Annotated in this window: 25 protein-coding genes; 10 read left to right on the top strand and 15 right to left on the bottom strand. The window is 70.8% G+C overall.

From position 1 onward, the window contains the following. Nucleotides 1-47 precede the first annotated feature (47 nt). From ACN20J_RS08335 to ACN20J_RS08315, 5 genes are all read right to left on the bottom strand, one after another. On the bottom strand, nucleotides 48-1,199 hold the full coding sequence (locus ACN20J_RS08335) for an LLM class flavin-dependent oxidoreductase (RefSeq protein ID WP_419665628.1): 1,152 nt from the start codon (nucleotides 1,197-1,199) through the stop codon (nucleotides 48-50). Nucleotides 1,200-1,203: 4 nt separating this feature from the next. After that, entirely contained in the window at nucleotides 1,204-2,235 is a 1,032-nt protein-coding gene (locus tag ACN20J_RS08330; RefSeq protein WP_189843743.1) for an ABC transporter substrate-binding protein, read from the bottom strand. A 66-nt stretch (nucleotides 2,236-2,301) separates the two neighbouring features. Beyond that, nucleotides 2,302-3,078, bottom strand: a complete 777-nt coding sequence (locus tag ACN20J_RS08325; protein ID WP_189843742.1) for an ABC transporter ATP-binding protein — start codon at nucleotides 3,076-3,078, stop codon at nucleotides 2,302-2,304. Further along, the gene (locus ACN20J_RS08320) at nucleotides 3,051-4,007 is read right to left on the bottom strand and encodes an ABC transporter permease (RefSeq protein WP_189843741.1); all 957 of its coding nucleotides are present in this window, start codon (nucleotides 4,005-4,007) and stop codon (nucleotides 3,051-3,053) included. The genes ACN20J_RS08325 and ACN20J_RS08320 overlap by 28 nt, the downstream gene beginning before the upstream one ends. 182 nt (nucleotides 4,008-4,189) lie before the next feature. Beyond that, on the bottom strand, nucleotides 4,190-4,273 hold the full coding sequence (locus tag ACN20J_RS08315) for a putative leader peptide (RefSeq protein ID WP_353963658.1): 84 nt from the start codon (nucleotides 4,271-4,273) through the stop codon (nucleotides 4,190-4,192). A gap of 122 nt (nucleotides 4,274-4,395) precedes the next feature. Here ACN20J_RS08315 and ACN20J_RS08310 point away from each other — a divergent pair, with 122 nt between their 5' ends. Beyond that, nucleotides 4,396-4,818 (top strand): secondary thiamine-phosphate synthase enzyme YjbQ, encoded by a 423-nt coding sequence (locus ACN20J_RS08310; RefSeq protein ID WP_189843740.1) that lies wholly within the window; start codon nucleotides 4,396-4,398, stop codon nucleotides 4,816-4,818. Nucleotides 4,819-4,896: 78 nt separating this feature from the next. On the opposite strand, the gene dmpG is transcribed toward ACN20J_RS08310, so the two are convergent. The 7 genes from dmpG to ACN20J_RS08275 are packed head-to-tail and all read right to left on the bottom strand — an operon-like array spanning nucleotide 4,897 to nucleotide 10,796. Continuing rightward, nucleotides 4,897-5,952, bottom strand: coding sequence for a 4-hydroxy-2-oxovalerate aldolase (dmpG, locus tag ACN20J_RS08305; protein ID WP_419665627.1), 1,056 nt, complete (start codon nucleotides 5,950-5,952; stop codon nucleotides 4,897-4,899). Next, nucleotides 5,949-6,899, bottom strand: a complete 951-nt coding sequence (locus ACN20J_RS08300) for an acetaldehyde dehydrogenase (acetylating) (RefSeq protein ID WP_419665626.1) — start codon at nucleotides 6,897-6,899, stop codon at nucleotides 5,949-5,951. Before ACN20J_RS08300 ends, dmpG begins: the two co-directional genes overlap by 4 nt. After that, the gene (locus tag ACN20J_RS08295; protein WP_419665625.1) at nucleotides 6,896-7,708 is read right to left on the bottom strand and encodes a 2-keto-4-pentenoate hydratase; all 813 of its coding nucleotides are present in this window, start codon (nucleotides 7,706-7,708) and stop codon (nucleotides 6,896-6,898) included. The genes ACN20J_RS08300 and ACN20J_RS08295 overlap by 4 nt, the downstream gene beginning before the upstream one ends. A 1-nt stretch (nucleotide 7,709) precedes the next feature. After that, nucleotides 7,710-8,645, bottom strand: coding sequence for a 2,3-dihydroxyphenylpropionate 1,2-dioxygenase (locus ACN20J_RS08290; RefSeq protein WP_361908455.1), 936 nt, complete (start codon nucleotides 8,643-8,645; stop codon nucleotides 7,710-7,712). Further along, nucleotides 8,642-9,520, bottom strand: a complete 879-nt coding sequence (locus ACN20J_RS08285) for an alpha/beta fold hydrolase (RefSeq protein WP_419665624.1) — start codon at nucleotides 9,518-9,520, stop codon at nucleotides 8,642-8,644. Before ACN20J_RS08285 ends, ACN20J_RS08290 begins: the two co-directional genes overlap by 4 nt. Then, the gene (locus ACN20J_RS08280; RefSeq protein WP_189843734.1) at nucleotides 9,517-10,020 is read right to left on the bottom strand and encodes a cupin domain-containing protein; all 504 of its coding nucleotides are present in this window, start codon (nucleotides 10,018-10,020) and stop codon (nucleotides 9,517-9,519) included. Before ACN20J_RS08280 ends, ACN20J_RS08285 begins: the two co-directional genes overlap by 4 nt. Further along, on the bottom strand, nucleotides 10,020-10,796 hold the full coding sequence (locus ACN20J_RS08275; protein WP_419668856.1) for an SDR family oxidoreductase: 777 nt from the start codon (nucleotides 10,794-10,796) through the stop codon (nucleotides 10,020-10,022). Before ACN20J_RS08275 ends, ACN20J_RS08280 begins: the two co-directional genes overlap by 1 nt. Before the next feature lie 190 nt (nucleotides 10,797-10,986). Between ACN20J_RS08275 and ACN20J_RS08270 the strand changes: the two genes are divergently transcribed. The 3 genes from ACN20J_RS08270 (at nucleotide 10,987) to ACN20J_RS08260 (ending at nucleotide 14,077) form a co-directional block, all read left to right on the top strand. After that, entirely contained in the window at nucleotides 10,987-11,754 is a 768-nt protein-coding gene (locus tag ACN20J_RS08270) for an IclR family transcriptional regulator (RefSeq protein WP_189843733.1), read from the top strand. 158 nt (nucleotides 11,755-11,912) lie between these two features. After that, nucleotides 11,913-12,479 carry a cupin domain-containing protein gene (locus ACN20J_RS08265; RefSeq protein WP_259333980.1) on the top strand — a complete coding sequence of 189 codons (567 nt, stop codon included), beginning with the start codon at nucleotides 11,913-11,915 and terminating at the stop codon, nucleotides 12,477-12,479. Continuing rightward, the gene (locus tag ACN20J_RS08260) at nucleotides 12,476-14,077 is read left to right on the top strand and encodes a flavin-containing monooxygenase (protein WP_419665623.1); all 1,602 of its coding nucleotides are present in this window, start codon (nucleotides 12,476-12,478) and stop codon (nucleotides 14,075-14,077) included. Before ACN20J_RS08265 ends, ACN20J_RS08260 begins: the two co-directional genes overlap by 4 nt. A 293-nt stretch (nucleotides 14,078-14,370) precedes the next feature. Here the strand turns inward: ACN20J_RS08260 and pgm are convergent, their stop codons facing one another. The 3 genes from pgm to ACN20J_RS08245 all read right to left on the bottom strand — a co-directional run bounded on the left by pgm (nucleotide 14,371) and on the right by ACN20J_RS08245 (nucleotide 18,549). Beyond that, nucleotides 14,371-16,008, bottom strand: coding sequence for a phosphoglucomutase (alpha-D-glucose-1,6-bisphosphate-dependent) (pgm, locus tag ACN20J_RS08255; protein WP_419665622.1), 1,638 nt, complete (start codon nucleotides 16,006-16,008; stop codon nucleotides 14,371-14,373). Between the two features lie 545 nt (nucleotides 16,009-16,553). After that, nucleotides 16,554-17,576 (bottom strand): DNA-directed RNA polymerase subunit alpha, encoded by a 1,023-nt coding sequence (locus ACN20J_RS08250; RefSeq protein WP_055614988.1) that lies wholly within the window; start codon nucleotides 17,574-17,576, stop codon nucleotides 16,554-16,556. Nucleotides 17,577-17,805: 229 nt separating this feature from the next. Beyond that, nucleotides 17,806-18,549: a class I SAM-dependent DNA methyltransferase gene (locus ACN20J_RS08245; protein WP_419665621.1), complete on the bottom strand. Its 744-nt coding sequence runs from the start codon at nucleotides 18,547-18,549 to the stop codon at nucleotides 17,806-17,808. Between the two features lie 300 nt (nucleotides 18,550-18,849). On the opposite strand from ACN20J_RS08245, the gene pqqA reads away from it, so the two are divergent. Genes pqqA through ACN20J_RS08215 form a run of 6 tightly spaced genes read left to right on the top strand, consistent with a single transcriptional unit; the run spans nucleotide 18,850 to nucleotide 23,294 of the window. Then, entirely contained in the window at nucleotides 18,850-18,981 is a 132-nt protein-coding gene (pqqA, locus tag ACN20J_RS08240; protein ID WP_190231757.1) for a pyrroloquinoline quinone precursor peptide PqqA, read from the top strand. Nucleotides 18,982-18,991: 10 nt separating this feature from the next. Then, nucleotides 18,992-19,882: a pyrroloquinoline quinone biosynthesis protein PqqB gene (gene pqqB, locus ACN20J_RS08235; protein WP_419665620.1), complete on the top strand. Its 891-nt coding sequence runs from the start codon at nucleotides 18,992-18,994 to the stop codon at nucleotides 19,880-19,882. 56 nt (nucleotides 19,883-19,938) lie between these two features. After that, a complete protein-coding gene (pqqC, locus tag ACN20J_RS08230) occupies nucleotides 19,939-20,613 on the top strand; it encodes a pyrroloquinoline-quinone synthase PqqC (RefSeq protein ID WP_419668855.1) in 675 nt (224 codons plus the stop codon). Further along, nucleotides 20,610-20,978, top strand: coding sequence for a pyrroloquinoline quinone biosynthesis peptide chaperone PqqD (gene pqqD, locus ACN20J_RS08225; RefSeq protein ID WP_419665619.1), 369 nt, complete (start codon nucleotides 20,610-20,612; stop codon nucleotides 20,976-20,978). Before pqqC ends, pqqD begins: the two co-directional genes overlap by 4 nt. Beyond that, nucleotides 20,975-22,105 (top strand): pyrroloquinoline quinone biosynthesis protein PqqE, encoded by a 1,131-nt coding sequence (gene pqqE, locus ACN20J_RS08220; protein WP_419665618.1) that lies wholly within the window; start codon nucleotides 20,975-20,977, stop codon nucleotides 22,103-22,105. Before pqqD ends, pqqE begins: the two co-directional genes overlap by 4 nt. Nucleotides 22,106-22,145: 40 nt before the next feature. After that, nucleotides 22,146-23,294 carry a PQQ-dependent sugar dehydrogenase gene (locus tag ACN20J_RS08215; protein WP_419665617.1) on the top strand — a complete coding sequence of 383 codons (1,149 nt, stop codon included), beginning with the start codon at nucleotides 22,146-22,148 and terminating at the stop codon, nucleotides 23,292-23,294. The last annotated feature ends 157 nt before the right edge of the window (nucleotides 23,295-23,451 follow it).

Below are 23,451 nucleotides of genomic sequence, written 5' to 3'. Positions count from 1 at the left end.
CCCGCACCTGGCGACCGGCACTCCCGGCTAAACGCTCGACGGAGCGCTCAGCGACCACTGGCGACCAGAATCGGCGCCCCAGAGGCGGGAACACGCGACAACAGCCCCCGCACGGCAAGCTCGGGAATCACCCCCTCCCCGAACCAGTACGCCTCCTCCAGATGCGGATACCCGGACAGCACGAAGTGCTCGACGCCCAGTGCGTGGTACTCCTCGATCCGGTCGGCGACCTCGGCGTGGCTGCCGACGAGCGCCGTACCGGCGCCACCGCGCACGAGACCCACGCCCGCCCACAGATTCGGGGAGATCTCCAACTGGTCGGAGGAGCCGCCGTGCAGTGCGAGCATGCGCTGCTGGCCGACGGACTCGCTGCGGCCGAGCGCCGCCTGCGCGGCGGCGATGGACTCCGGATCGAGGTCGTCGAGCAGACGGCCGGCCGTCCGCCACGCCTCGGCCGACGAATCCCGCGAGATCGTGTGCAGCCGGATGCCGAAGCGGACCGTACGCCCCTCGCGCTCGGCGAGCGAGCGGATCCAGTCGATCTTCTCCTTGACCTGCTCCGGCGGCTCTCCCCAGGTCAGATACACATCCGCGTGCCGCGCGGCGACCGGTCCCGCGGCTGCCGAGGAGCCGCCGAAGAAGATCTCCGGCAGCGGATCCGGCGGCAGCGCGGTCAGCCCGCCCTCGACCTGGTAGTGCGCCCCGTCGAAGTCGTACGGCTGCCCGCGCCACACCCCGCGTACGACGGACAGGAACTCGTCCGTGCGCGCGTACCGCTGGTCGTGGCCGAGTCGGTCGCCGAAGCGGCGCTGCTCGGTGGAGTCGCCGCCGGTGACGACGTTCAGGAGCAGCCGGCCCCGGGTGATGCGCTGGTACGTGGCCGCCATCTGGGCGGCGAGCGTCGGCGAGATGACGCCCGGCCGGAACGCCACCAGGAACTTCAGCCGCTCGGTGTGCTGGGCCAGCGCCACGGTCGTCAGCCAGGCGTCCTCGCACCACGTACCGGTAGGCGTGAGCACCGCCTCGAAGCCCAACTGCTCCGCGGCCTTGGCGAGTTGGGCCAGATACTCGATGTCGGGCGCACGCACCCCGCTGACCGGCCGGGTGCGGTCGACGGGGTTGGCCGCGTATGCGTGCCGGTCCACCAGGGTGCGGCCGTCGCCGCCCGTCGGCAGGAACCAGTGCAGATGCACGGTCATGACGTCACGACTCCTTCGAGGGGCGGGGAGTGGTGGTGGACGGCGGCAGGTCGCCGTTGAAGCGGGTGTCCACGAAGTCGCCGAAGTCGACCTTGCGGGGGATGAGCTTCAGGTCGGTGAACGTGTCCGCGATCTCCTGCTCGGAGGCGATGAGCGGCTTGTCGATGGCCACCGGGACCCTGGTCGCGTTGGTCCGCTTCACCGAGGCCAGCGCCACCTCGTAGGGCAGCCCGGTGTCCTTCGCCCAGACCTTGGCCCACTCCTCGGGGTGCTCATAGACCCAGTCCTGCGCCCGCCGCAGCCGGTCCAGGTAGTCGCGGATCGCCGCGGCCTTCTTCTTGTCCTTGAGCGCTCCGGGCGCCGCCACCTGGAAGGTGAGCCCGTTGACCACGTCGTCGCCGTCCGTCAGGACCGTGCCCTGCTCGGCCTGCAGCACCTGGGAGGTGTACGGGTCCCAGACCGCCCACGCGTCGACCTTGCCGGAGGTGAACGCGGCCAGGGCGTCGGCGGGCTGGAGGTACTTCACCTTGACGTCGCCCAGCGTCAGCCCGGCCGCCTTGAGCGAGGCGACCAGCTGGTAGTGCGCGGACGAACCCTGCGCCACCGCGACCGACTTGCCCTTCAGCTCCTCGGTCTTCTTCAGCTTCGAGCCCTTGGGAACGAGGATCACGTCTCCCTTGGACCTGCCCCGGTAGGCCGCGACGGCGGTGATCTTGGAGTCGGCCCCGGCGGCGAAGACCGGCGGGGTGTTGCCGACGCCGCCGATGTCGACGGCTTTGGCGTTGACCGCCTCCAGGAGTGGCGGGCCGGATGTGAACGTCGACCACTTGATCTTGTAGTTGAGGTTCTTGAGTTCTCCGGCGGCCCGCAGCACCGCTTCCGAACCGCCCTTCTGGTCACCGACGTTGAGGGTGAGCGATCCCTTCCCGTCGGTTCCGTCGCCCGTCGAGGTATTGGCCGACGAGTTCCCGCCGCAGGCCGCGGCCAGCAGGGCCAGGGGGAGGAGCAGGGCGGCGGGGACGAGGTGTCGTCGCATGATGATTCCGTTCGGTGGGTGTTCAGGTGAGGGTGGCGGCGTAACTGAGCTGTTTGTAGGGGAGGTTCAGGCGGCTTCGGCGGCGGTGTCGACGCCCAGCCGCTCCAGCAGCCCGGCGCGCAGTTCGGCGAAACGCGGGTCGGTGATGTCCCGCGGACGGTCGAGCTCGACCTCGGTCTCGTACGCGATGACGCCGTCGTCCATCACGAGGACGCGGTCGGCCAGCAGCACCGCCTCCTCGACGTCGTGCGTGACCAGGAGCACGGCGCAGCCCCGCCGTTGCCACAGCTCGCCGACGAGCCGCTGCGCCTTGATCCGGGTCAGCGCGTCGAGCGCGCCGAACGGCTCGTCGAGCAGCAGCAGATCGGGTTCGCGCACCAACGCGCGGGCCAGTGAGGCACGTTGGGCCTCCCCGCCGGAGAGGGTCTTGGGCCAGGCGTCGGCGCGGTCGGTGAGGCCGACCTCGGTCAACGCCTGCTCGGCGACGGCTCGTTCGGGCTTGCCGGGCAGTCCGAGCAGGACGTTGCGCCACACCTTCTTCCACGGCATCAGCCGGGGTGCCTGGAAGGCGACGGCCTTGCGGCGCGGCACGAGGACCGTGCCCTCGATGTCGCGGTCGAGCCCGGCGAGGATGCGCAGGAGGGTGGACTTGCCGCAGCCGCTGCGACCGAGGAGGGCCACGAACTCGCCCGGCCTGACGTCGAGTTGGAGGTTGTTGATGACGGCGCGGCCGTCGAAGGAGCGGGTCAGGCCTTCGACGCGTACCACCGAGGAGGGGGCGGGCGCGGCGGGGGCGGTCGTGACCTTCTCGGTGGTCACCGGCCGGTGAACGTCGGTCGCCATTGCAGCAGCAGCCTTTCGAGGGAGCGGACGATGAAGTCGGCGAGCAGGCCGAGGAAGGCGTAGACGATCAGGCAGACCACGATCACGTCGGTACGCAGGAAGTCCCGCGCCTGGACCATCAGAAAGCCGATACCGGCGTCCGCGTTGATCTGCTCGGCGAAGACGAGCGCCAGCCAGGCGATGCCGAGCGAGTAGCGCAGACCGGTCATGGCACCGGGGAGGGCGCCCGGCAGGACGACATGCCGTACGAGCCCCCAGCGGGACAGGCCCAGGGACTCGCCGGCCTCGATCAGCTGGGAGTCGACGCCGCGGATGCCCGCGTACACGTTGAGGTAGAGCGGGAAGGACACGCCCAGCGTGATGATCGCGACCTTCGGGGCCTCGCCGATGCCGAACCAGATGATGAACAGCGGGATCAGGCCGACGAACGGCACGGTCCGCAGCATCTGGACGCTCGCGTCGACGAGGTCCTCGCCGATCCTGAACAGGCCCGAGACCAGGGCGAGTCCGGTGCCGACGACGGTGCCGAGCAGGAGCCCCACCGCGACGCGCTGGAGCGAGACACCCATCGCGTTCGTCAGCGACCCGTCGGAGACCAGATCGCTCGCCACCCGCGCGATGGTGCCGGGCGAGGCCAGGACGTCGGCCGTCAACACACCCGTACTGCTGAGGACTTGCCACAGGGCGAGCAGCAGTACGGGACCGGAGGTGCGGCGCAGCCAGCGGGGGACTCGGGTGCGACGGGTCGAGGCGGGGACGATGGGTTCGAGCTCGGGCAGGGTGTGGTCGGTGGACGTGGTGTCGCTGGACTTGAGGTCACTGGACCTGGCGTCACTGGACTTGGGGTCACTGGACTTGGGGTCAGCGAGCTCTGATATTCCCGGAATGTCGGGTCCATGAGAGTCCGGCGGGGCATGGCTGATGCTCATGAGGGCTCCACGGCAGGAGAGCGACGGAGGGCGCCCGCAGGAGAGATGCGGGGGTGCACGGGGTGCGCGAGGGGCGGGGCGCGCGTCAGCGTCCCGGCGTCCGGCTCAGATCAGACGGGCGCGCGGACGGCGGGGGTGTGCTTGCGCTGAGGCGCTGGAGAGGTGAATCGGGTGAAAGGGCGTCAGTGTCCGCGGCGACACGCGGCGGAGGCCACCCGCAGCAGGTCGATGTGACCGCGCGTGGTGAGCATGACTGAACGCAACATGCGGCTGAAAGTAGTCAGCCTGGCCGCGTACGGTCAATGGCGTCTCGCGGAGTGGACCTCGGGTATCACGGGTCGGGCGAGTGAGGTGTCCTGGTGGGCGGGGGATCGGCGAGGATTGGTCCATGTCCGATGCCTTCACCAGCCGTGTACTGAACATCGCCTCCGGATCCAGGGAGAGGGTCGTCGACCTCACCCGTGAATGCGAGGCCTTCCTCCGCGAGGTCGCGGGCGGTCGCGACGGCCTGCTCAACGTCTTCGTGCCCCACGCGACAGCCGGCGTTGCCCTGATCGAAACGGGTGCCGGCAGCGACGACGACCTGCTCGCCGCCCTCCACGCCCTCCTCCCCGCGGACGACCGCTGGCAGCACCGCCACGGCAGCCCCGGCCACGGCCGCGACCACGTCCTCCCGGCGATCGTGCCCCCGCACGCCACGCTGCCGGTACTGGGGGGCCGTCTGGAGCTGGGGACGTGGCAGTCGGTGTGCCTGGTCGACACGAATCGGGACAACCCCGAACGGCAGGTTCGGCTGTCGTTCCTCGGCTGAGGAGCGGGGACGGCTGTCCTGAGCCCCGTTGAGAGTTGGGAGCGGAGCGTCAGCCACCGCGCCGGTCCCCGCCCCCACTCAGACCCTGGATCCACTTCCTTGTTCTCGCGCCCCGGCCCCGTCGCGGGGAGCCGTCGTCATCCCCAGTGCGATGTCGACGAGCATGTCCTCCTGGCCGCCGACCAGACCTCGACTGCCGGCTTCGAGGAGCAGGGTGCGGACATCCACGCCGTACCTGTCGGCCGCGGTCTCGGCGTGGCGCAGAAAGCTGGAGTAGACCCCGGCACAGCCGAGTGTGAGTGTCTCGCGGTCGACGCGTACGGGCCGGTCCTGGAGCGGGCGGACCACGTCGTCGGCGGCGTCCTGGAGGGCGAGCAGGTCGCAGCCGTGCGCCCAGCCTTCGAGGTCCGCGACGGCGACGAACGCCTCGATGGGGCAGTTGCCGGCCCCGGCGCCGTGTCCCGCCAGCGAGGCGTCGACGCGGGTGGCGCCCTCCTCGACCGCGGTCAGCGAGTTGGCGACCGACAGCGAGAGGTTCTCGTGGGCGTGGATGCCGATCTCGGTGTCGGGATCGAGCACGTCGCGGTAGGCGCGGACCCGCTCGCGCACCCCGTTCATCGTCAGATGGCCGCCGGAGTCGGTCACGTACACGCAGTGCGCGCCGTAGAACTCCATCAGGGCGGCCTGGCGCGCCAGTTCCGCGGGCAGCGCCATGTGGCTCATCATCAGGAACCCCGAGACGTCCATGCCGAGTTCGCGCGCCGTGTCGATGTGCTGAGCGGAGATGTCGGCCTCGGTGCAGTGGGTGGCGATCCGCACCGAGCGCACGCCGAGCCCGTACGCCTGCTTGAGGTCCTCGACGGTGCCGATGCCCGGGAGCAGGAGGGTGGTCAGCCGGGCCGTGGTCAGGCTCTGCGCCACCGCCTCGATCCACTCCGCGTCGGTGTGGCTGCCCGGCCCGTAGTTGAGGCTGGTGCCGGCGAGTCCGTCGCCGTGGGCGACCTCGATGGCGTCGACGCCCGCCGCGTCGAGCGCGGCGGCGATCCGTGCGGCCTGCTCGGGGTGGATACGGTGCCGGGTGGCGTGCATGCCGTCGCGAAGGGTGACGTCCTGGAGGAACAGCCGGGTGCTCATCGCGTCTCCTGCGGGGTTCGGGCCGCGATCAGTTCGCCGACGCGCAGGGCCGCCGAGGTCATGATGTCCAGGTTCCCGGCGTAGGCCGGCAGATAGTCCCCGGCGCCCTCGACTTCGAGCAGCACGGTGACCTGGTGGGTGACCGGACGCTCGCCGACGAGCGTGCGCACGGAGCCGTTCATGGTGGTTGTGATCTGCACCGGCTGCTTGAGGCGGTAGCCGGGGACGTAGGCGGAAACGTCCGCGACCATACGCTCGACGGCCTCGGCGATCCGCTCGCGGACCTGTGGATCGGGGGCGTCCACCAGGCAGAACACCGTGTCGCGCATGATCAGGGCGGGTTCCGCCGGGTTGAGTACGATCACCGCCTTGCCGCGCTCGGCGCCGCCGACGGACTCGATCGCGGTCGCGGTGGTCCGCGTGAACTCGTCGATGTTGGCGCGGGTGCCGGGGCCGGCCGACCGGGAGGCGATCGAGGCGACGATCTCGGCGTAGCGCACCGGCGCGGTCCGCGCGACGGCCGCCACGACGGGGATGGTGGCCTGGCCGCCGCAGGTGACCATGTTGAGGTCGTCCGCGTCCACGTGTTCCTCGAGGTTGACCGCGGGGACCACGAAGGGGCCGAGCGCCGCCGGAGTGAGGTCTATCAACTGCTTGCGGTACGGGGCGAGCGCGCGGGCGTTGGCCACGTGGGCCCCGGCCGAGGTCGCGTCGAACACGATCCGGATGTCGTCGAAGCCGGGCAGCGCGATCAGGCCCTCGACGCCCTTCGCGGTCGTCGGCACGCCGAGTCCACGGGCCCGCGCGAGGCCGTCCGAGGCGGGGTCGATGCCGACCATCGCCGCGATCTCCAGGCCCCGGCCGGATCGCAGCATCTTGATCATCAGGTCGGTGCCGATGTTCCCCGAGCCGATGACGGCCGCCTTCAGAGCCGGTCCGTGGTTCATGAGGCGTCTCCGGTGAAGCTCGTACGGACCTCGCCGAGGCCGCTGATCCGCAGGTGGAAACCGTCGCCCGGTGCGACCGGCACCATGGGGCCCAGCGCGCCGGACAGCACGATCTCCCCGGCCCGCAGCGGCCGGCCGTGGTCCCGCGCGGTCGTGGCCAACCACGCGACGGCGACGAGCGGATCCCCGAGGCAGGCGGCTCCCGAGCCCGTCGAGACCACCTCGTCGTCGCGCCGGAGCGTCATGAGGCAGGCGGGCAGGTCGAGTTCACCGAGTCCGACGTGCTGCTCGCCCAGCACGAACAGGCCCGAGGAGGCGTTGTCCGCGACCGTGTCCACGATGCCGATGTCCCAGGCGGCGATCCGGCTGTCCACGATCTCCAGAGCGGCGACGACGTGCGCGGTGGCGTCGGCCACCTCGACGGGGCCGATCACCGGAGCGGTCAGGTCGTGTCCCAGTACGAAGGCGATCTCGCCCTCGATCTTGGGTTGCAGGGTGCGCGCGATGTCGACGGGTATGTCGGCCGGGCACGCCATCGTGTCCAGCAGGACACCGAAGTCGGGCTGATCGACGCCGAGTTGCTTCTGCACGGCCGGGTTGGTGAGCCCGACCTTGCGGCCCACGATCCTGGCCCCGGCCGCCACCTGCCGCTCGGCCCAGGCGGACTGGACGGCGTACGCGGCGTCCAGGTCGCCCGGGGGCAGTAGGTCGCGTACGGGGGCGCAGGGGCGTCGCGTCGTACGGGCCTCGCCGAGCCGGTTCAGCGCCTCGGCGGCGCCGGTGTCGAGCGTGGAAGCGGGTACGGGCATGTCAGTTCACCTCGAAGGTCGTGCCGATGCCCATACCGGTGATCCACTGGGGGACCGGCTCGTAGCTCGTCCACACGAACGGCCTGTCCACGGCGGCCTGTCCGATGAGCCAGGTGCGTATCTCGTGCCCGCCGCTCCCGGCCTGCCCTTCGAGGCCTTCGTCGCCCAGGGCGGTGATCGGCGTGAGGTCCGTGGTGGCCAGTTGTTTGAGGAACCAGCGGTCCCAGGTGGAGTTGACGTGCGCGTGCGGATCGCCGCCCATGGCCCGGACCCGGGGTTCGCGCGCCGCGGCGAAGGCCTGGAGATCCGCGCGTCCGTGGATGACTGCGTCCCGTCGCTCACCGGCCACCGCGGGGTCGCGTGGGTCGTTGGACGGAAGCCAGTGGGAGAGCCCGCCGCTGGCGACGACGAGGACGCGCCCAGGGAAGTCGGTGCCGCGGAGGGCCTCGCCGAGGGCCCTGCCGAGCTGCACGCAGCGCGGCATGCTCGGCAGCGGCGGGGCGGCCGTGTTGACGATCAGCGGTACGAGGGGGACCGGACGGCCGCCGCAGACCATCTCGTAGCCCTGCGTCACTCCGTGGTCGACCGTGAGGGAGTAGGAGAGCGACAGGTCGAATCCGGCCTCCGCGAGCGTGTCGCGCACCGACCAGGCCAGCTGCGCGGCGACCGGGAGTGGCCCGGAGCGGCTGTCGAAGTCACCGAAGCCCACGGCCTGTTCGACGCCGAGGACGAACGGCGGCATCTGGTCGTAGAAGTTCGCGTGGAAGTGGTCGGGGCCGATGACGACGACGGCGTCGGGAGCCAGCCGGGCCACCGCCTCGGCCACCCGGGCGGTGTCGGCGAGGAACCGGCCGCCGGGTTCCGAGGGTCCACGCGGCGGTGTCATGGTGGCGAACGGCGAGTGCGAGATGCCGACCAGACCGATGATCTCGCTCATACCGGGTCCTTGCCGAGGACAAGGAAGTCGCGGTGGGCGCGCAGGAATTCGCCCGGCTTCTCCCACTGCGGCCAGTGGCCCGCGTCCGTGATCACGTGGAGCCGGGCGTCGGGCAGCCAGCGCAGCAGCAGTTCGGCCTCGTCGAGCCCGCCGGTGGGATCGTGGTCGGTCCACAGGAGCAGGGTCGGCGCGGTGACCTGGCCGACCCAGGCCGGGCGCCAGGCGAAATCCCTGCGCACCTCGGGGTCCTGGAGGACGAGCGTGTTGGTGATCGCCTGGAGGAATCCGGGACGGCTGTAGACCGCGCGGCGGAGGTTCACCAGCTCGTCGGTCACCATTTCCTTGTGGTGGAACAGGAACTCCACCCGGCGGCGTACGGTCTCGTCGCTCGGATCCCGGACGGCGGCCAGCGTGCTCTCGCGCATCCGGACCATCACCTCCGGCTTGTCGGCGATGTTGCCGGGGGTGTTGAGAACGAGCCGCTCGACACGGTTCGGGTGGTGCGCGGCCGTCCAGGCGGTCACCCAGCCGCCGAGCGACTCGCCGGACAGGTGCGCCGAGTCGATGCCCAGGGCGTCCATCAGCCCGAGCAGATGGTCGGACAGGACGTCGATGGTGTACGGCCTGTCCGGCAGGTCGGACCAGCCGTGGCCGACCATGTCGTACGCCGTGACGCGGAAGTCCGCGGCAAGGCCCGCGATGTCACGGGCGTACGCCTCCAGGTGCCCGCCCGTGCCGTGCAGCAGGATCAGGTCGGGGCCCGACCCGGCCCGCAGCACCCGGGTGCGTACGCCGCCCACGTCGATGTGGAGGAGTTCGTGGTCGACGTCGGCCAACTCGCCCCAGAGACTGATGTGTTCGGGCAGTGCGCTCATCGTGAGTCCTCTCCGAAGCGGGCTCGGGCCTCGGCGACGGTGACCAGGCCCGCGCTCTGCCGCCGTCCGACGCCCAGCAGGCCGAGCAGCCGGGAGTTCTCGATGGTCAGGAACTCGACCGGCTCGGTGGCCGAGGCGTTGTAGTGGCGGTGCCACGTCCACGGCGGGGTGTAGACGAAGTCGCCGGCCGACCAGGACTCGGTCTCGTCCTCGACCTCGCTGTACCCCTCGCCGCTGATGACGAAGTGCACCGTCTCGTGGTGGTGCCGCTGCATGTCCGAGCTCAGCCCCGGCGGGATGGTCTGCCGGAAGATCTCGAAGGTGGCCGTCGGCAGCTTCCCGGCGATCGAGAGCGTGGTGGGGTTGTGCACCTGGTCGGCCGGCAGCGTCTCCAGCTCCGCCGCGTGCACGACGACCGGGCGCGCGGCGCCGGGCCGTACGGTGTCGGAGAGCGCGCCGAGGAAGTCGGCCAGCGCGAATCCGTCTCCTGACTGGGCCATCAGATCGTTTCCGTCCTTCCGCCGTCGACCGTGAGCACGGTCCCGTTGATGTAGCCCGCGGCAGCCGAGGCCAGGAAGGTCACGGCCGCCCCGATCTCCTCGGGGCGCCCGGCCCGGCCGGCCGGGATGCCCGCCGCGTCCGCCGCGTCGACGTCCTCGTACGCGACCTCGGTGATCCGGGCGCGGGCGTCCAGGATCTCGCGGCGGCGCTCGGTCGCCGTGGCGCCGGGCGCCACGCAGTTGACCGTGACCCCTTCGGCCGCGAACTCCCGGGAGAGCAGCTTCGCGGCAGCGGTGAGCGCGGACCGCAGGACCACGGACGTCGCGAGATCGGACTGGGGCTGGCGCACCGCCGCGGACGTCACGAAGACGACCCGGCCGAAGCCCTGCGCGGCCATGCGCGGCAGGGCGAGCCGCGCCAGGCGCAGCGGGCCGAGCAGCAGCAACTCGAAGGCCTGCTGCCAGCGTTCGTCCTCGACCTCCAGGACGCGGCCGGGCGGAGGCCCGCCGGCATTGAGCACGAGGACGTCGAGCGCGCCGTACCGGCTCTCCACCTCGTCGAGGGCCGTCGTGGCCGACTTGGGCTCCGACACGTCGTTGACCAGCGCGTGGACGATGCCGCCGGTGTCCCCGCCGAGCCGCAGCGCCGCGGACTCCAACCGCTCGGCCCGCCGCCCGGTGATGACGACGCGGTGGCCCGACCGCAGGAGCTGTTCGGCGACGGCGTACCCGATTCCGGCGCTGCCCCCGCCGACGAGGGCGTTGCGAGCGTTGATGGCAGCCTCCTGGTTTTCGAGCAGTTTTCGGGCACCGCTGGTTCAGTGCGCCGGGGTTCGCGGGTGCTGAGAGCCGGTGTGTCAGGCGGCGCGCGCCCGGCTGGGGATATGACACAGACTCTGCGGTTCCCGGACCGGGGCACCGGCCGTGACGGGTCTATCGTGGGCCGCATGAACCCGGGAACCAACGTTGAGTCCCGCTGAGCGGGACAGCGACGCTCCGGCCGCGGGCGGCCTCGATCGCGCCGCGGCGATCCTCGGCGCCTTCGACGCGAACCACCGCGACCTGACCCTCGCCGCCCTCGTCGCCCGCAGCGGTCTGCCGCGTTCCACCGCCCACCGCACCGCCGACCGGATGATCCGGCTCGGCTGGCTCGACAAGCCGAAGGACCGCTACCGGATCGGCAACCGCCTGTTCGAGATCGCGAGCCTGGCCCCGATCCGGCTCCAACTGCGGGAGGCGGTACTGCCCTTCCTCCAGGACCTGCACAGCGCGACCAAGGTCACCGTGCAGCTCGGAGTGCTCGACGGCGCGCAGATCCTGGTCGTCGAGAAGATCACCGGCCATCGGCCGATGCCGATGCTCTCCCAGGTCGGCGGGATCATCCCGGCGCACTGCTCGGCGCTGGGCCGCGCGATCCTCGCCTACAGCGACACCGAGACCATCGACGCGGTGCTGGCCGCCGGCCTCGAACGCAGGACACCGCGCACGCTGACCGATCCGGTGGCCATCGTGCGCGAGCTGACCGCGATCCCGCCGCGCGGCTGGGCGGTCGAACGCGAGGAAGGCAACATCGGGGTCAGCTGTGTGGCCGCCCCAGTCTTCGGCCCGCTCGGCGAGGTCGTGGCCGCGCTGTCCGTCACCGGCCCCTCCAGCCTCATCCGGCCGCAGACGATCGGCCCCGCCGTACGCCTGGCCGCCGCGGCAGCGTCCCGGGCCTACTGCTCTCGCCGGTGACCGTCGCCGCCTGTCGTTGACCACCGGGACCAGAGACGTCGCCGACTGTCGTCGACCGCCGCGGACCGGATGCGTCGCCGACTGTCATCGACCACCGCGGACCAGAGACGTCGCCGACTGTCATCGACCACCGCGGACCGGACATGGAGTCCCGCACAGTGGGACTCGTGATTGCCGTCGGGCCGGGCGGCCCGCACGCTGTGAGCGCCGGCACACCGACGGACGGCCGGTGCGGCGACCTCAAGGAGACGACGATGACTCTAGGCGGCGGCTACATGCTGCCCTCGCGCGAGGGACAGGCGATCGCGGCGATCGGGCTCGGCATCACGAAGAAGACCGACGGCGAGTCGACCCGCGACGCGTACTCGCTGTTCGAGTACACGATCCCCCCGCAGACCGACGGGCCGCCCCCGCACCTGCACACCCGCGAGGACGAGTCCTTCATCTGCCTGGCCGGGCGCCTCGACGTCCACCTCGGCGGCGAGGACTTCGTCCTGGAACACGGCGACTACCTGTTCCTGCCGCGGGACGTGGTGCACGCCTTCCGCAACCCGTACGAGCAGGAGTCGCGGGTGATTTCCGTGGTCTCGCCCGCCGGTCTCGAGCGCTACTACCAGGCGCTGGCGGACATGCCGCCCGGCCCCAAGGACATCTCGCTGATGAAGAAGATCATGGCCGACTTCGGCATCGAGTTGCAGCTGCCGCCCGAGGTCGGCCAGGCATGAGGGTCGCGATCGTAGGCGCCGGCTTCGCCGGACTCGCCACCGCGAAGGTGCTGACCCAGGCGGGCCACGAGGTGCGGGTATTCGACAAGTCCCCGGACGTCGGCGGTGTGTGGAGCCGCACCCGGCGCTACCCGGGCGTGACGACGCAGAGCCCGAAGGCGCAGTACTCGCTCTCGGACTTCCCCATGCCCAAGAGCTATCCGGAATGGCCCAGCGGCGCCCAGGTGCAGGCCTATCTCGCCGCGTACGCCGCCGAGTTCGGCCTCGAATCCGTCCTGCGCCTGAACACCGAGGTGACGGCGGCACGCCCGGTCGGCGACGGCCGCTGGGCACTGGCGACCCGCGACGCCGGGGGAGCGGAGTCCGTCGCGGAACTCGACAGGGCTGAAGAGTTCGACACGGTCGAGGAGTTCGACCGGCTCGTCGTCGCGAACGGGGTGTTCTGCGAACCCCTGGTCCCGGCCTACCCGGGCCTTGAGGAGTTCACCGCGGCGGGCGGGCGGCTGCGCGCGGCCACCGAGTTCCATGACGTCGAAGAGGCCCGCGACAAGCACGTACTCGTCGTCGGGTACGGCAAGTCGGCCTGCGACGTCGCGGCGGCGATCAGCGGCGTCGCCGCCGGTACCGATGTGATCGCACGTCAGCTGCTGTGGAAGGTACCGCGCAAGATCGCCGGTTTCCTCAACTTCAAGCTGCTGCTGCTCACTCGGCTGGGCGAGGGACTCTTCCGCTACCTGCGTCTGCGCGGTTTCGAGAAGTTCCTGCACGGCCCGGGCAACGGCCTGCGCCGCCGGATGATCAACTCCATCGGCTCGGTCTCGGTACGGCAGTTCGGCCTCGCGAAGCTCGGCCTGGTTCCGGCCGGCCACATGGAGGACATCGTCCGCGGAGCCATCGGGCTGGCGAGCGAGGGCTTCTTCGAGGGCGTCGCGGACGGGAGCATCACCGTCCACCGCGACCGGACCATCACTCGGCTGCTCGGCGGGCACGGCGGCCCCGCGGCCGAGCTGAGCGACGGCAGCACACTCCGCGCCGACCTGGTGCTCTGCGCCACCGGGTTCACCCAGGGCGTGCCGTTCCTGCCCGAGCAGACCCGGCGCCAACTCCTCGACGAGCGCGGGAACTTCATGCTCTACCGGCAGATCCTGCCCCTCGGTGTTCCCGGGCTCTACTTCAACGGCTACAACTCCTCGTTCTTCAGCCCGCTCAACGCCGAGATGGCGGCCCTCTGGATCGCCGCCGACCTCGCGGAGGCGGTGGCGCTGCCCGACCCCGAGGCCATGCGGCGGGCCGTCGTCGAGCAACTGGCGTTCATGGACGAGGCCACGGACACGCATCACTGCCGGGGCACCAAGATCATCCCGTTCTCGATGCACAACGTCGACGAGGTGCTCGGCGACCTCGATCTCAACATCGGCGCCACGGTACGGGCCTCGCACTGGCTGGGCGCGGTCAATCCCGCGGCCTATCGGCGGATGACCCCGTCGCTGCTACGGCGACTGCCACCGAGCGGGCCGCGACCTGAGCCGGGGTCCACCGGCCGGACACCTGTGGACAGCTTCTACGGAAACGAGGAAGTGCCCAGCGACCTGCGCTGACGGGCTTTCTCCAGGCCGCGTCAAGCACCATCGGCAGGCCCGCCAAGCGGAGGGCAGATGTTCCTACGCGTCTGCCCCCGGCCGCCAGAGCCCTGGCGGTGGTCCACAGCTGGAGTTGTCCGGGTTCGGAGTCCCAGGCGGCGGTTGCCTGTTGGCGGCGGGCCTCCCGGGCGGCCGGGGCCTGGCGCCCGCCCGCCACTCACGCGGCCCCGGCCCCGGCCCCGGTCGCGACCAGCGCCGAGGGCTGAGCGCCGTCACGACAGCCTCGTCGACGTCAGGTCGTCAGGTCGGCGTCACGTGCCCAGCGCCGCCAGCACCACGGACCTGGCCTCCTCCTGGACCTGGCGCAGGTGGTCCGGGCCGAGGAAGGACTCACCGTAGATCTTGTAGACGTCCTCGGTGCCCGAAGGGCGGGCCGCGAACCAGGCGTTGGCGGTGGCGACCTTGATGCCGCCGAGGGCGGCTCCGTTGCCGGGGGCCTCGGTCAGAACCGTGGTGACCGGCTCGCCCGCGAGGGTGTCGGCGGTGACTTGGCGCGGGGACAGCTTGGCGAGCAGCGCCTTCTCCTCGCGTGAGGCCGGGGCGTCGACGCGCGCGTAGGCGGGGGCTCCGAAGCGGTCGGTGAGCTTGGCGTAGTGCTGCGACGGGGTCTCGCCCGTGACCGCCGTGATCTCGGAGGCGAGCAGGGCCAGGATGATGCCGTCCTTGTCGGTGGTCCACACCGAGCCGTCGCGGCGCAGGAAGGAGGCGCCCGCCGACTCCTCGCCACCGAAGCCGAGCGTGCCGTCGGACAGGCCCTCCACGAACCACTTGAATCCGACGGGGACTTCGACCAGCTGCCGTCCGACGTCCGCCGCGACCCGGTCGATCATGCTCGAAGACACCAGGGTCTTGCCGATCCCGGCGCCCGCGGGCCACTGCTCCCGGTGCGAGAACAGGTACGAGATCGCCACGGCCAGATAGTGGTTGGGGTTCATCAGACCGTCCGGCGTGACGATGCCGTGCCGGTCGGCGTCGGCGTCGTTGCCGGTGGCGATGTCGAACCGGTCGCGCTGCTCGATGAGCGAGGCCATGGCGTACGGCGAGGAGCAGTCCATACGGATCTTGCCGTCCCAGTCCAGCGTCATGAAGCGCCAGGTGGGGTCGGCGAGCGGGTTCACCACCGTCAGGTCGAGACGGTGCTCGTCTGCGATCCGGCCCCAGTAGGCGACCGAGGCCCCGCCCAGCGGATCGGCGCCGATGCGCACTCCGGCGGACCGGATCGCGTCCAGGTCCAGCACGTTCGGCAGGTCGGCGACATAGGTGCCGAGGAAGTCGTACCGGCCGGTGCCGGGTGCGGCGAGGGCGCGGGTGTAGGGGATGCGCCGTACGTCCTTCATGCCGCCGGTGATGATCTCGTTGGCGCGGTCCTGGATCCAGGAGGTCGCCTCCGAACCGGCGGGGCCGCCGCTCGGCGGGTTGTACTTGAAGCCGCCGTCGGCGGGCGGGTTGTGCGAGGGGGTGACCACCACGCCGTCGGCGAGGCCGGACGTGCGGTCGCGGTTGTGGGTGAGGATGGCGTGCGAGACGGCCGGGGTGGGCGTGTAGCCGTCGGCCTGGTCGATGAGGACGGTCACGTCGTTGGCGGCGAACACCTCAAGTGCCGTGATCCGCGCGGGCTCGGACAGGGCATGGGTGTCGGCGCCGAGGAAGAGGGGGCCGTCGGTGCCCTGGGCGGCGCGGTACTCGCAGATGGCCTGGCTGGTGGCCGCGATGTGGTCCTCGTTGAACGCCGTCGCGAAGGACGAGCCGCGGTGCCCCGAGGTGCCGAACGCCACCCGCTGCCCGGGATCGCTCGGGTCCGGGTGCAGCGCGTAGTACGCCGTGACCAGGCGGGCCACATCGATGAGGTCCTCGGGCCCGGCGACCTGCCCCGCTCGCGCGTTCTGCATGTGCCCGCTCCTCCGCAAGAGTCGACCATTGGGTACGGCCCCCATTCTCCCCTGCCCGGCCCACCATGACGCGCACCGGGCGGCCGTGGTGGCACGTGGCACGCGTACGACGCGTACGACGACGAAGGTCCGCGACAAGCCGGGGACAGTTGGTCCGGCCATGGCGTGACGCGGATCACCGCAGCGCGGTCCTCGCCGCGGACGGGGAGGAATGTGGCCGCGAGCCGCCTCACGGTTGTGGGTCACGTAAAAGATGCTGCGGGGCGGGAGGGTGTCGGTCTTACATTCGAGGGTGCCCCAAAGGGTTACGCCTCGGTCTTCGACCCTCGGTCCTCGACTCGGCCGGACTCGTCCATCTCGGAACAACCGATGCGGCGCTCATGGAGGTTGGCGTCGCGGACAAGGCGGGTGAGGTGCCGGCCGGCTCATCCCGACTGAGCCGCCGGAGGGCGCCCGCCGCGGCGGACGCCCTCCGGTTCACCGTCTCAGTCTTCACCGGCTCCACTGTTTCCCGGATCCCCCGTGGTCCGGTCGTGGCGCAGGGTTCAGTACTGCTCGGTCTCCACGAAACCCGCGTCCGCGTCGTCGTCGGCGCCGAAGGCGTCGGCGGCGGCGGTCGGGTCGAATCCGGGCGGGCTGTCCTTGAGGCCCAGGCCCATCCCGGCGAGCTTCGCCTTGACCTCGTCGATGGACTTCGCACCGAAGTTGCGGATGTCCAGGAGGTCGGCCTCGGAGCGGGCGACGAGCTCGCCCACGGAGTGGACGCCCTCGCGCTTGAGGCAGTTGTAGGAGCGGACGGTGAGGTCGAGCTCCTCGATCGGCAGCACCAGGTCGGCGGCGAGCGCGGCGTCCGTCGGGGACGGGCCCATGTCGATGCCCTCGGCGTCGATGTTGAGCTCGCGGGCCAGACCGAACAGCTCGACCAGGGTCTTGCCCGCCGACGCCATGGCGTCACGCGGAAGCATGGCCTGCTTGGTCTCGACGTCGACGATCAGCTTGTCGAAGTCGGTGCGCTGCTCGACACGGGTCGCCTCGACCTTGTACGTGACCTTGAGGACCGGCGAGTAGATCGAGTCGATCGGGATGCGCCCGATCTCCTGGCCGACCTGCTTGTTCTGCACGGCGGAGACGTAGCCGCGACCGCGCTCGACGGTCAGCTCCATCTCCAGCTTGCCCTTGCCGTTGAGCGTGGCGAGGACGAGGTCGGGGTTGTGGACCTCGACACCGGCCGGGGGCGCGATGTCGGCGGCGGTGACCAGACCCGGGCCCTGCTTGCGCAGGTACATCACGACCGGCTCGTCGTGCTCCGAGGAGACGACGAGCTGCTTGATGTTGAGGATCAGGTCGGTGACGTCCTCCTTGACGCCCGGCACGGTGGTGAACTCGTGCAGGACACCGTCGATGCGGAGGCTGGTGACAGCAGCGCCGGGGATCGACGAGAGGAGCGTGCGGCGGAGCGAGTTACCGAGGGTGTAGCCGAAGCCCGGCTCCAGCGGCTCGATCACGAACCTGGAGCGGAACTCGTCGACGACCTCTTCGGTCAGGGACGGACGCTGAGCAATGAGCACGAGGTGTTGCCTCCAGTAGTTTGGCGCCCGCTATGTGACGCCGTAGACACCTCGAAGGGTACGGGCGATCCGGGTGTTCCGGTCTCACCGGAGGCCGAACCGCCGTCTCCGACCCGGCCAGGAGGCCTCCGGACTTCCTCCTGTCGTCAAGAGGGACTCGGCTCGGGACAGCCCGTACGGCAGCTGGTTTCGGCAGGAAGCGCAGCTCCTTCGGGGAGCGGACTCGAATCTACCGTGACGGTTTGCGCCACACCGAGATGTGCTTCGCGGAGTTCTCGGTGAACGGCTCTCCGGACCAGTCCGCGACACGCCGTTCCAGTTCGAGCCCCGCGAGCCGGGCCATCAGGTCGAGCTCCGCCGGCCATGCGTACCGGTGTCGTGAAGCGTCGCGGCGGTAGCGGTCGTCGTCGCCGTCGCGGGTGAAGTGGTGCGAGACGAGGATCTGCTCGACGAGGTCGAAGGTGTCGAAGCCGAGATGCCGCTCGGACACGTCGAACGGCACCGCCACCTGCCCGGGCGGCAGGAACCGCAGCGGCGGCACGCCCAGCTCGATGACGAATCGGCCGCCGGGCGCCAGGTGACGTGCGGCGTTGCGGAAGCACTCGACCTGCTCGTCCTGCGTGAGCAGGTTCGTGATCGTGTTGTAGACGAGGTAGACCAGCGTGAAATCGCCGGGTACGACGGTCGTGGCCATGTCCCCGATGGTGACCGGGAGCGTCTCCTCGTCGATCTTGGGCCGCAGGACCGCCGCCATGTGTTCGGAGAGCTCGATGCCCGCCACCGGCACGCCGCGTTCCCGGAGCGGGACACCCACCCGACCCGTTCCGATCGCGAATTCCAGCGCACGGCCGTCTCCCGCGAGGTCGGCGAGGAAGGCGAGGGTCGGTTCCAGAAATGCGGCCGAGGACGTCTCGCTCTCCTCGGTGTCGTAGCGGTCGGCGGTCGCACGGGTCCACAGCTCACTGCTCGTCACGACCGGTCACTCTGCCGGGCCCGGTGAGGCGGTGTCGAAGCATTTTCCGTCCGGCGCGGGATCGGGCCGGATCTGATTCGAGTCGGACGGTGATTCGAGTCGGATGTGATTCGGTTCCGTTCGAGTGATTGACCGTGTTCCGTCAGATGGTGATGCTTGTTGAGCAGAGGACTGAACACGAAGCACTCTTATGAACGCCGTGTCCAGTCTGTCCAGATACACCAGTAATGATCTGTTCGATCCTGAACCCCACGCAGGAAGGCAGGAACAGACATGCAGGAGATCCGGGAGCCCCAGGAGATCCGCAGGACCCAGGAGTCGCCGGACCGGTCGGGATCCACCGTCACCGGTGCGACGGGCTGGCAGTCACCCGAGTACGAGGTCGTCGACACCGCGCTCGAAGTGACGGCGTACCGACTGGTCACGCGGTAACCCCGCCGACGTGCTGCTGCAGGTGCTCGGCACCGCGGCGGGCGGCGGACTGCCCCAGTGGAACTGCGCGTGTCCCGGCTGTGCCGGGGCACGCGCCCATCCGGAGCGGCGCCGCCGCCACGCGTCCCTCGCCGTGCGAGCGGACGCCGGTCGCTGGTACATCGTCAACGCCACCCCCGACATCGGGGACCAGATCGAGGACACCCCCGCGCTGCACCCCGGACCCGGCGCCCGGCAGACGCCGGTCGCGGGCGTCGTCCTCACCGACGCCGAACTCGACCACACCCTCGGCGTCGCGCGGCTGCGCGAGGCGGACGGCGTGGAACTGGTCGCCACCGCCCCGGTACGCGAGGCACTGCTCGCAGGCGCGCGCCTCGGAGCCGTGCTCGGACCGTACACGGAGCTGCTCTGGCGGGAGTTGGGCACGGCTCCCCTGCCACTCGGCCCGGAACTGGAGGCCGCCGCCGTGCCCGTCGCCGCCAAACGCCCCCGGTACGCGGCCGGAACGGGCGACGACGACCCCCACTGGGTGGTCGCCCTCGTGCTCCGCGAACCCTCCACGGGGAAGACCCTCGTCTACGGCCCCGCCCTCGCCGCCTGGCCCCAGGCGTTGCAGGAGGCCGCCGAGGCTGCCGACTGCGTCATCGTCGACGGCACCTTCTGGGACGAGGACGAGCCCGTACGCACCGGCATCTCCAGCAGGACCGCGAGCGGCATGGGGCACCTGCCGATCGACGGCCCCGCAGGCACCGCGCACCGACTGGCAGGGCTGCGCGCCCGCTGCCTGTACACGCATCTCAACAACACCAACCCCCTGACCGACCCGGACGACGACCGGCACAAACAACTGGCCGACCGGGGACTAGAGGTCGCCGCCGACGGAATGGTCATCGAGCTGTGACGACAACACCTGTACGGGACACGACCGCCCAGGACCGGCAGAACCCCTGGAGCCGCCTGGAGTTCGAAGAGCGGCTGCGCGACATCGCCGCCACCCGCTACCACGACCGCCACGCCTTCAACGTACGCATGCACGAGGGCACCCTGACCCCGGCCGAGCTGCGCCGCTGGATCGCCAACCGCTTCCACTACCAGCGGCACATCCCCGTCAAGGACGCCCTGATCCTCGCCAAGTTCGAGGACCCGGCACTGCGCCGCATGTGGCTGCGCAGGATCGTCGACCACGACGGCGTACGGGAGGGGGAAGGCGGCATCGAGCGCTGGCTGCGGCTCGGCGAGGCGGCCGGGCTCGACCGGGAACGGCTGTGGTCGGCCCAGGACGTACTGCCCGGGGTGCGGCTGGCCGTCGACGGATACGTCAACTTCTGCCGGCTCAGGTCCCCGCTGGAGGCCGTCGCCGCCTCCCTCACCGAGTTGTCCGCTCCCGGCATCATGCGCACCCGCATCGCCGCCTTCGAGCACCACTACCCGTGGATCGAGGCCGAAGGGCTCGCCTACTTCCGCACCCGCGTCGAGCAGGGCAGCCGGGACAGCGCCGAGGCACTCGCACTGGTCGAACGGTGGGCGCTCACCCGCGAGGAACAGGAACGGGCCGTCGCCGCACTCGCCTTCAAGTGCGAGGTGCTGTGGTCGCTGCTCGACGCCGTGGACGGGGCGGGGGAGGGGCCGTGAAACCCCTGCCTCTTAAGGAGGCGTTCCCCGGCGACCACGCCTCGGCCACGGACGCGGGCGTGGAGGCGAGGGCGGGCGCGGAGGCAAGTGAAGGTGCCGTTGCGGACGCCGGGCACTGGACTCCGGCGCTGAGCCGGTCCGTGATGCTCCGGCACGATCGGGTGCGCGGCACCGACCTGTTGCTCATGCCGGAACGGGTGGTCGTGCTGCGGGGCGGCGCGGGCGCGATCCTGCGGCTCTGCGACGGCCGACGCGAAGTCGCGGCGATCGTCGCGGAGTTGGCCGAGCGCTTTCCCGGCGCGTCCGTCGCCACGGAGGTTCCGGAGTTTCTCGGGCGGATGCGCGAGGAGGGCTGGATCCGATGACCGAGACCTCCGCCGCGCCCATCGCCCCGCCCTGGGCGTTGCTCGCGGAACTCACGCACGGTTGCCCGCTGCACTGCGCCTACTGTTCCAACCCCCTGGAACTGGTACGGAGATCCGCGGAACTCCGTACCGACGAGTGGGCCGAAGTCATGCGCCAGGCAGGGGAGTTGGGCGTCGTTCACACCCACCTCTCGGGTGGTGAACCGCTGTTGAGGCGCGACCTGCCCGAGATCGTCGAGGCGGCCGACGCGGCGGGCATCTACACCCAGTTGGTCACCAGTGGCGTCGGCCTGACCCGGGAGCGGCTGACGGCCCTCATCGACCGCGGGCTGCGCAGTGTCCAACTCTCCGTGCAGCACGCCGAATCCGCCGCCTCCGACCGGATCGCCGGGACCCGCTCCTTCGCCGCCAAGCGAAGGGCCGCGGCCCTGGTCCGGGAGGCGGGACTGCCGTTGGGTCTGAACGTCGTACTCCACCGGGACAACCTGGACGCGATCGGCGCCCTCCTCGATCTGGCCCTGGACTGGGGCGCCGAGCGGATCGAGCTGGCGAACACCCAGTTCTACGGCTGGGCGTTGGTCAACCGGGACCGGCTGCTGCCCGGCCGGGAGCAGATCGAGCGGGCGCGGGCCGTCGTCGAGGCCCGGCGGGAACAACTCGCCGGTCGGGTGGACGTGGTGTGGGTGGTGCCCGACTACATAGACGGGATCGCCAAGCCATGTATGGGCGGCTGGGGTGCCGTCTCGCTGACCGTGGCCCCCGACGGCACAGTGCTTCCCTGCCCGGCCGCCGCCACACTGCCGGGGCTCGACGCCCCGAACGTCAAAGGCCGTTCCCTGGAGTGGAGTTGGCGCTATTCGCCCGCGTTCCAGCGCTACCGGGGCACCGACTGGATGGCCGCACCCTGCCGCTCCTGCCCCGAGCGGGAAACCGACCTCGGCGGCTGCCGCTGCCAGGCGTACGCGCTCACCGGCGACGCCTCCCGCACCGATCCAGTGTGCAAGCTGTCCCCCGACCACGGTCTGGTACGGACGCTCGTCGACGCGCCCGTACCGCGGGCAGCCCCGCCGGCCGTCCCCCGTTCCCATCCCCCGCGAGGCGCCTCACAGGCCCCTCGCCGGGTGTGACGCACCACCAGATCCCTTCCAACCCCCACTTGGAGGACCGATGCGAACGACCAGCAGCAAGCGCATGCCCCGTAGAGCACTGACCGCGGGCGCGGCCCTGTCCCTGACCGGGCTGTTGCTCACGGGAGTCCCCGGACTCGGCACGGCCCAGGCCGACACCGCCGACGCCGCCGACTCCGCGGGCACCACCGCCCCGGCGGCAGTCGCCGGCGTACCGACAGGCGTCACCCCCATCACCACCGGGCTGACCGTCCCCTGGGGCGTCGGCTGGCTGCCCGACGGCTCCCACTCCCTGGTCACCGAGCGCGACGACTTCCGGGTCTGGAAGGTCACCCCCGACGGCGCCAAGACCCAGGTCGGGACCGTCCCCAACAGCCAGACCACCGGCGGCGAGGGCGGACTCATGGGCGTGGCCGTCGACCCCGGCTGGGCCACCAACCACTACGTGTACTTCATGCACACCGCCGCCGAAGGCAACCGCATCGCCCGCATGACGTACAACGGCACCTCGCTCACCGGCTACACGGTGATCCTCCAGGGCATCAGCAAGGCCCGCTACCACAACGGCGGACGGCTCGCCTTCGGCCCCGACGGCTATCTGTACGCCACGACCGGCGACGCCCAGAACACCGCCCTCGCCCAGGACCGGAACTCCCTCAACGGCAAGATCCTGCGCATGACGACCTCCGGGCAGCCGGCCCCCGGCAACCCCTTCGGGAACCACGTCTACAGCCTCGGCCACCGCAATCCCCAGGGACTCGCCTTCGACCGCAACGGGCGACTGTGGGAGGCCGAGTTCGGCAACACCCGGTTCGACGAACTGAACCTGATCAAGCCCGGCGCCAACTACGGCTGGCCCACCTGCGAGGGCACCTGCTCGACCGCCGGGATGACCAACCCGAAGAAGACCTGGACCACCGGCGAGGCCTCGCCCAGCGCCATCGCCATCGCCGACAACGTCGTCTACATGGCCGCCCTGCGCGGCGAGCGCCTCTGGCGCATCCCCATCGACGGCGACACCGAGAACGTGGGCACGGCGACGGCGTACTACATCGGCACGTACGGCCGGCTCCGTACGGTCGTCAAGGTGCCCGGCCGCGAACAGCTGTGGCTGGCGACCACCAACGCCGACGCCAACGGAGGCGAGCCGGATGGCGCGGACCGCGTCCTGCGGGTGACTTTGGGCTGACCGCAGGGGTCCGTTCGGGTCGGTTCGGTTCGGTTCGGAGAGGTGATGGCTTCTCCGGTCGGCCCGGTCGGCCCGGTCGGTCCGGCCCGCATGGCCCGTACGGCGTAGGAGGTGGCCCGGCCCCGGGCGGCGACGGTGTTTTGGTCCGTCCGCTCGG

Source organism: Streptomyces sp. 2-1, assembly GCF_048564895.1.
In the GTDB taxonomy this organism is placed as follows: Bacteria; Actinomycetota; Actinomycetes; order Streptomycetales; family Streptomycetaceae; genus Streptomyces; species Streptomyces phaeochromogenes.
This window is presented reverse-complemented; position numbering and strand designations above follow the sequence as displayed.

What these genes read in the sequence shown, in the direction of transcription:
- ACN20J_RS08335 (WP_419665628.1), bottom strand. Translation starts at nt 1,199, where the DNA reads ATGACCGTGCATCTGCACTGGTTCCTGCCGACGGGCGGCGACGGCCGC.
- ACN20J_RS08330 (WP_189843743.1), bottom strand. Translation starts at nt 2,235, where the DNA reads ATGCGACGACACCTCGTCCCCGCCGCCCTGCTCCTCCCCCTGGCCCTG.
- ACN20J_RS08325 (WP_189843742.1), bottom strand. Translation starts at nt 3,078, where the DNA reads ATGGCGACCGACGTTCACCGGCCGGTGACCACCGAGAAGGTCACGACC.
- ACN20J_RS08320 (WP_189843741.1), bottom strand. Translation starts at nt 4,007, where the DNA reads ATGAGCATCAGCCATGCCCCGCCGGACTCTCATGGACCCGACATTCCG.
- ACN20J_RS08315 (WP_353963658.1), bottom strand. Translation starts at nt 4,273, where the DNA reads ATGTTGCGTTCAGTCATGCTCACCACGCGCGGTCACATCGACCTGCTG.
- ACN20J_RS08310 (WP_189843740.1), top strand. Translation starts at nt 4,396, where the DNA reads ATGTCCGATGCCTTCACCAGCCGTGTACTGAACATCGCCTCCGGATCC.
- dmpG (WP_419665627.1), bottom strand. Translation starts at nt 5,952, where the DNA reads ATGAGCACCCGGCTGTTCCTCCAGGACGTCACCCTTCGCGACGGCATG.
- ACN20J_RS08300 (WP_419665626.1), bottom strand. Translation starts at nt 6,899, where the DNA reads ATGAACCACGGACCGGCTCTGAAGGCGGCCGTCATCGGCTCGGGGAAC.
- ACN20J_RS08295 (WP_419665625.1), bottom strand. Translation starts at nt 7,708, where the DNA reads ATGCCCGTACCCGCTTCCACGCTCGACACCGGCGCCGCCGAGGCGCTG.
- ACN20J_RS08290 (WP_361908455.1), bottom strand. Translation starts at nt 8,645, where the DNA reads ATGAGCGAGATCATCGGTCTGGTCGGCATCTCGCACTCGCCGTTCGCC.
- ACN20J_RS08285 (WP_419665624.1), bottom strand. Translation starts at nt 9,520, where the DNA reads ATGAGCGCACTGCCCGAACACATCAGTCTCTGGGGCGAGTTGGCCGAC.
- ACN20J_RS08280 (WP_189843734.1), bottom strand. Translation starts at nt 10,020, where the DNA reads ATGGCCCAGTCAGGAGACGGATTCGCGCTGGCCGACTTCCTCGGCGCG.
- ACN20J_RS08260 (WP_419665623.1), top strand. Translation starts at nt 12,476, where the DNA reads ATGAGGGTCGCGATCGTAGGCGCCGGCTTCGCCGGACTCGCCACCGCG.
- pgm (WP_419665622.1), bottom strand. Translation starts at nt 16,008, where the DNA reads ATGCAGAACGCGCGAGCGGGGCAGGTCGCCGGGCCCGAGGACCTCATC.
- pqqE (WP_419665618.1), top strand. Translation starts at nt 20,975, where the DNA reads ATGACCGAGACCTCCGCCGCGCCCATCGCCCCGCCCTGGGCGTTGCTC.
- ACN20J_RS08215 (WP_419665617.1), top strand. Translation starts at nt 22,146, where the DNA reads ATGCGAACGACCAGCAGCAAGCGCATGCCCCGTAGAGCACTGACCGCG.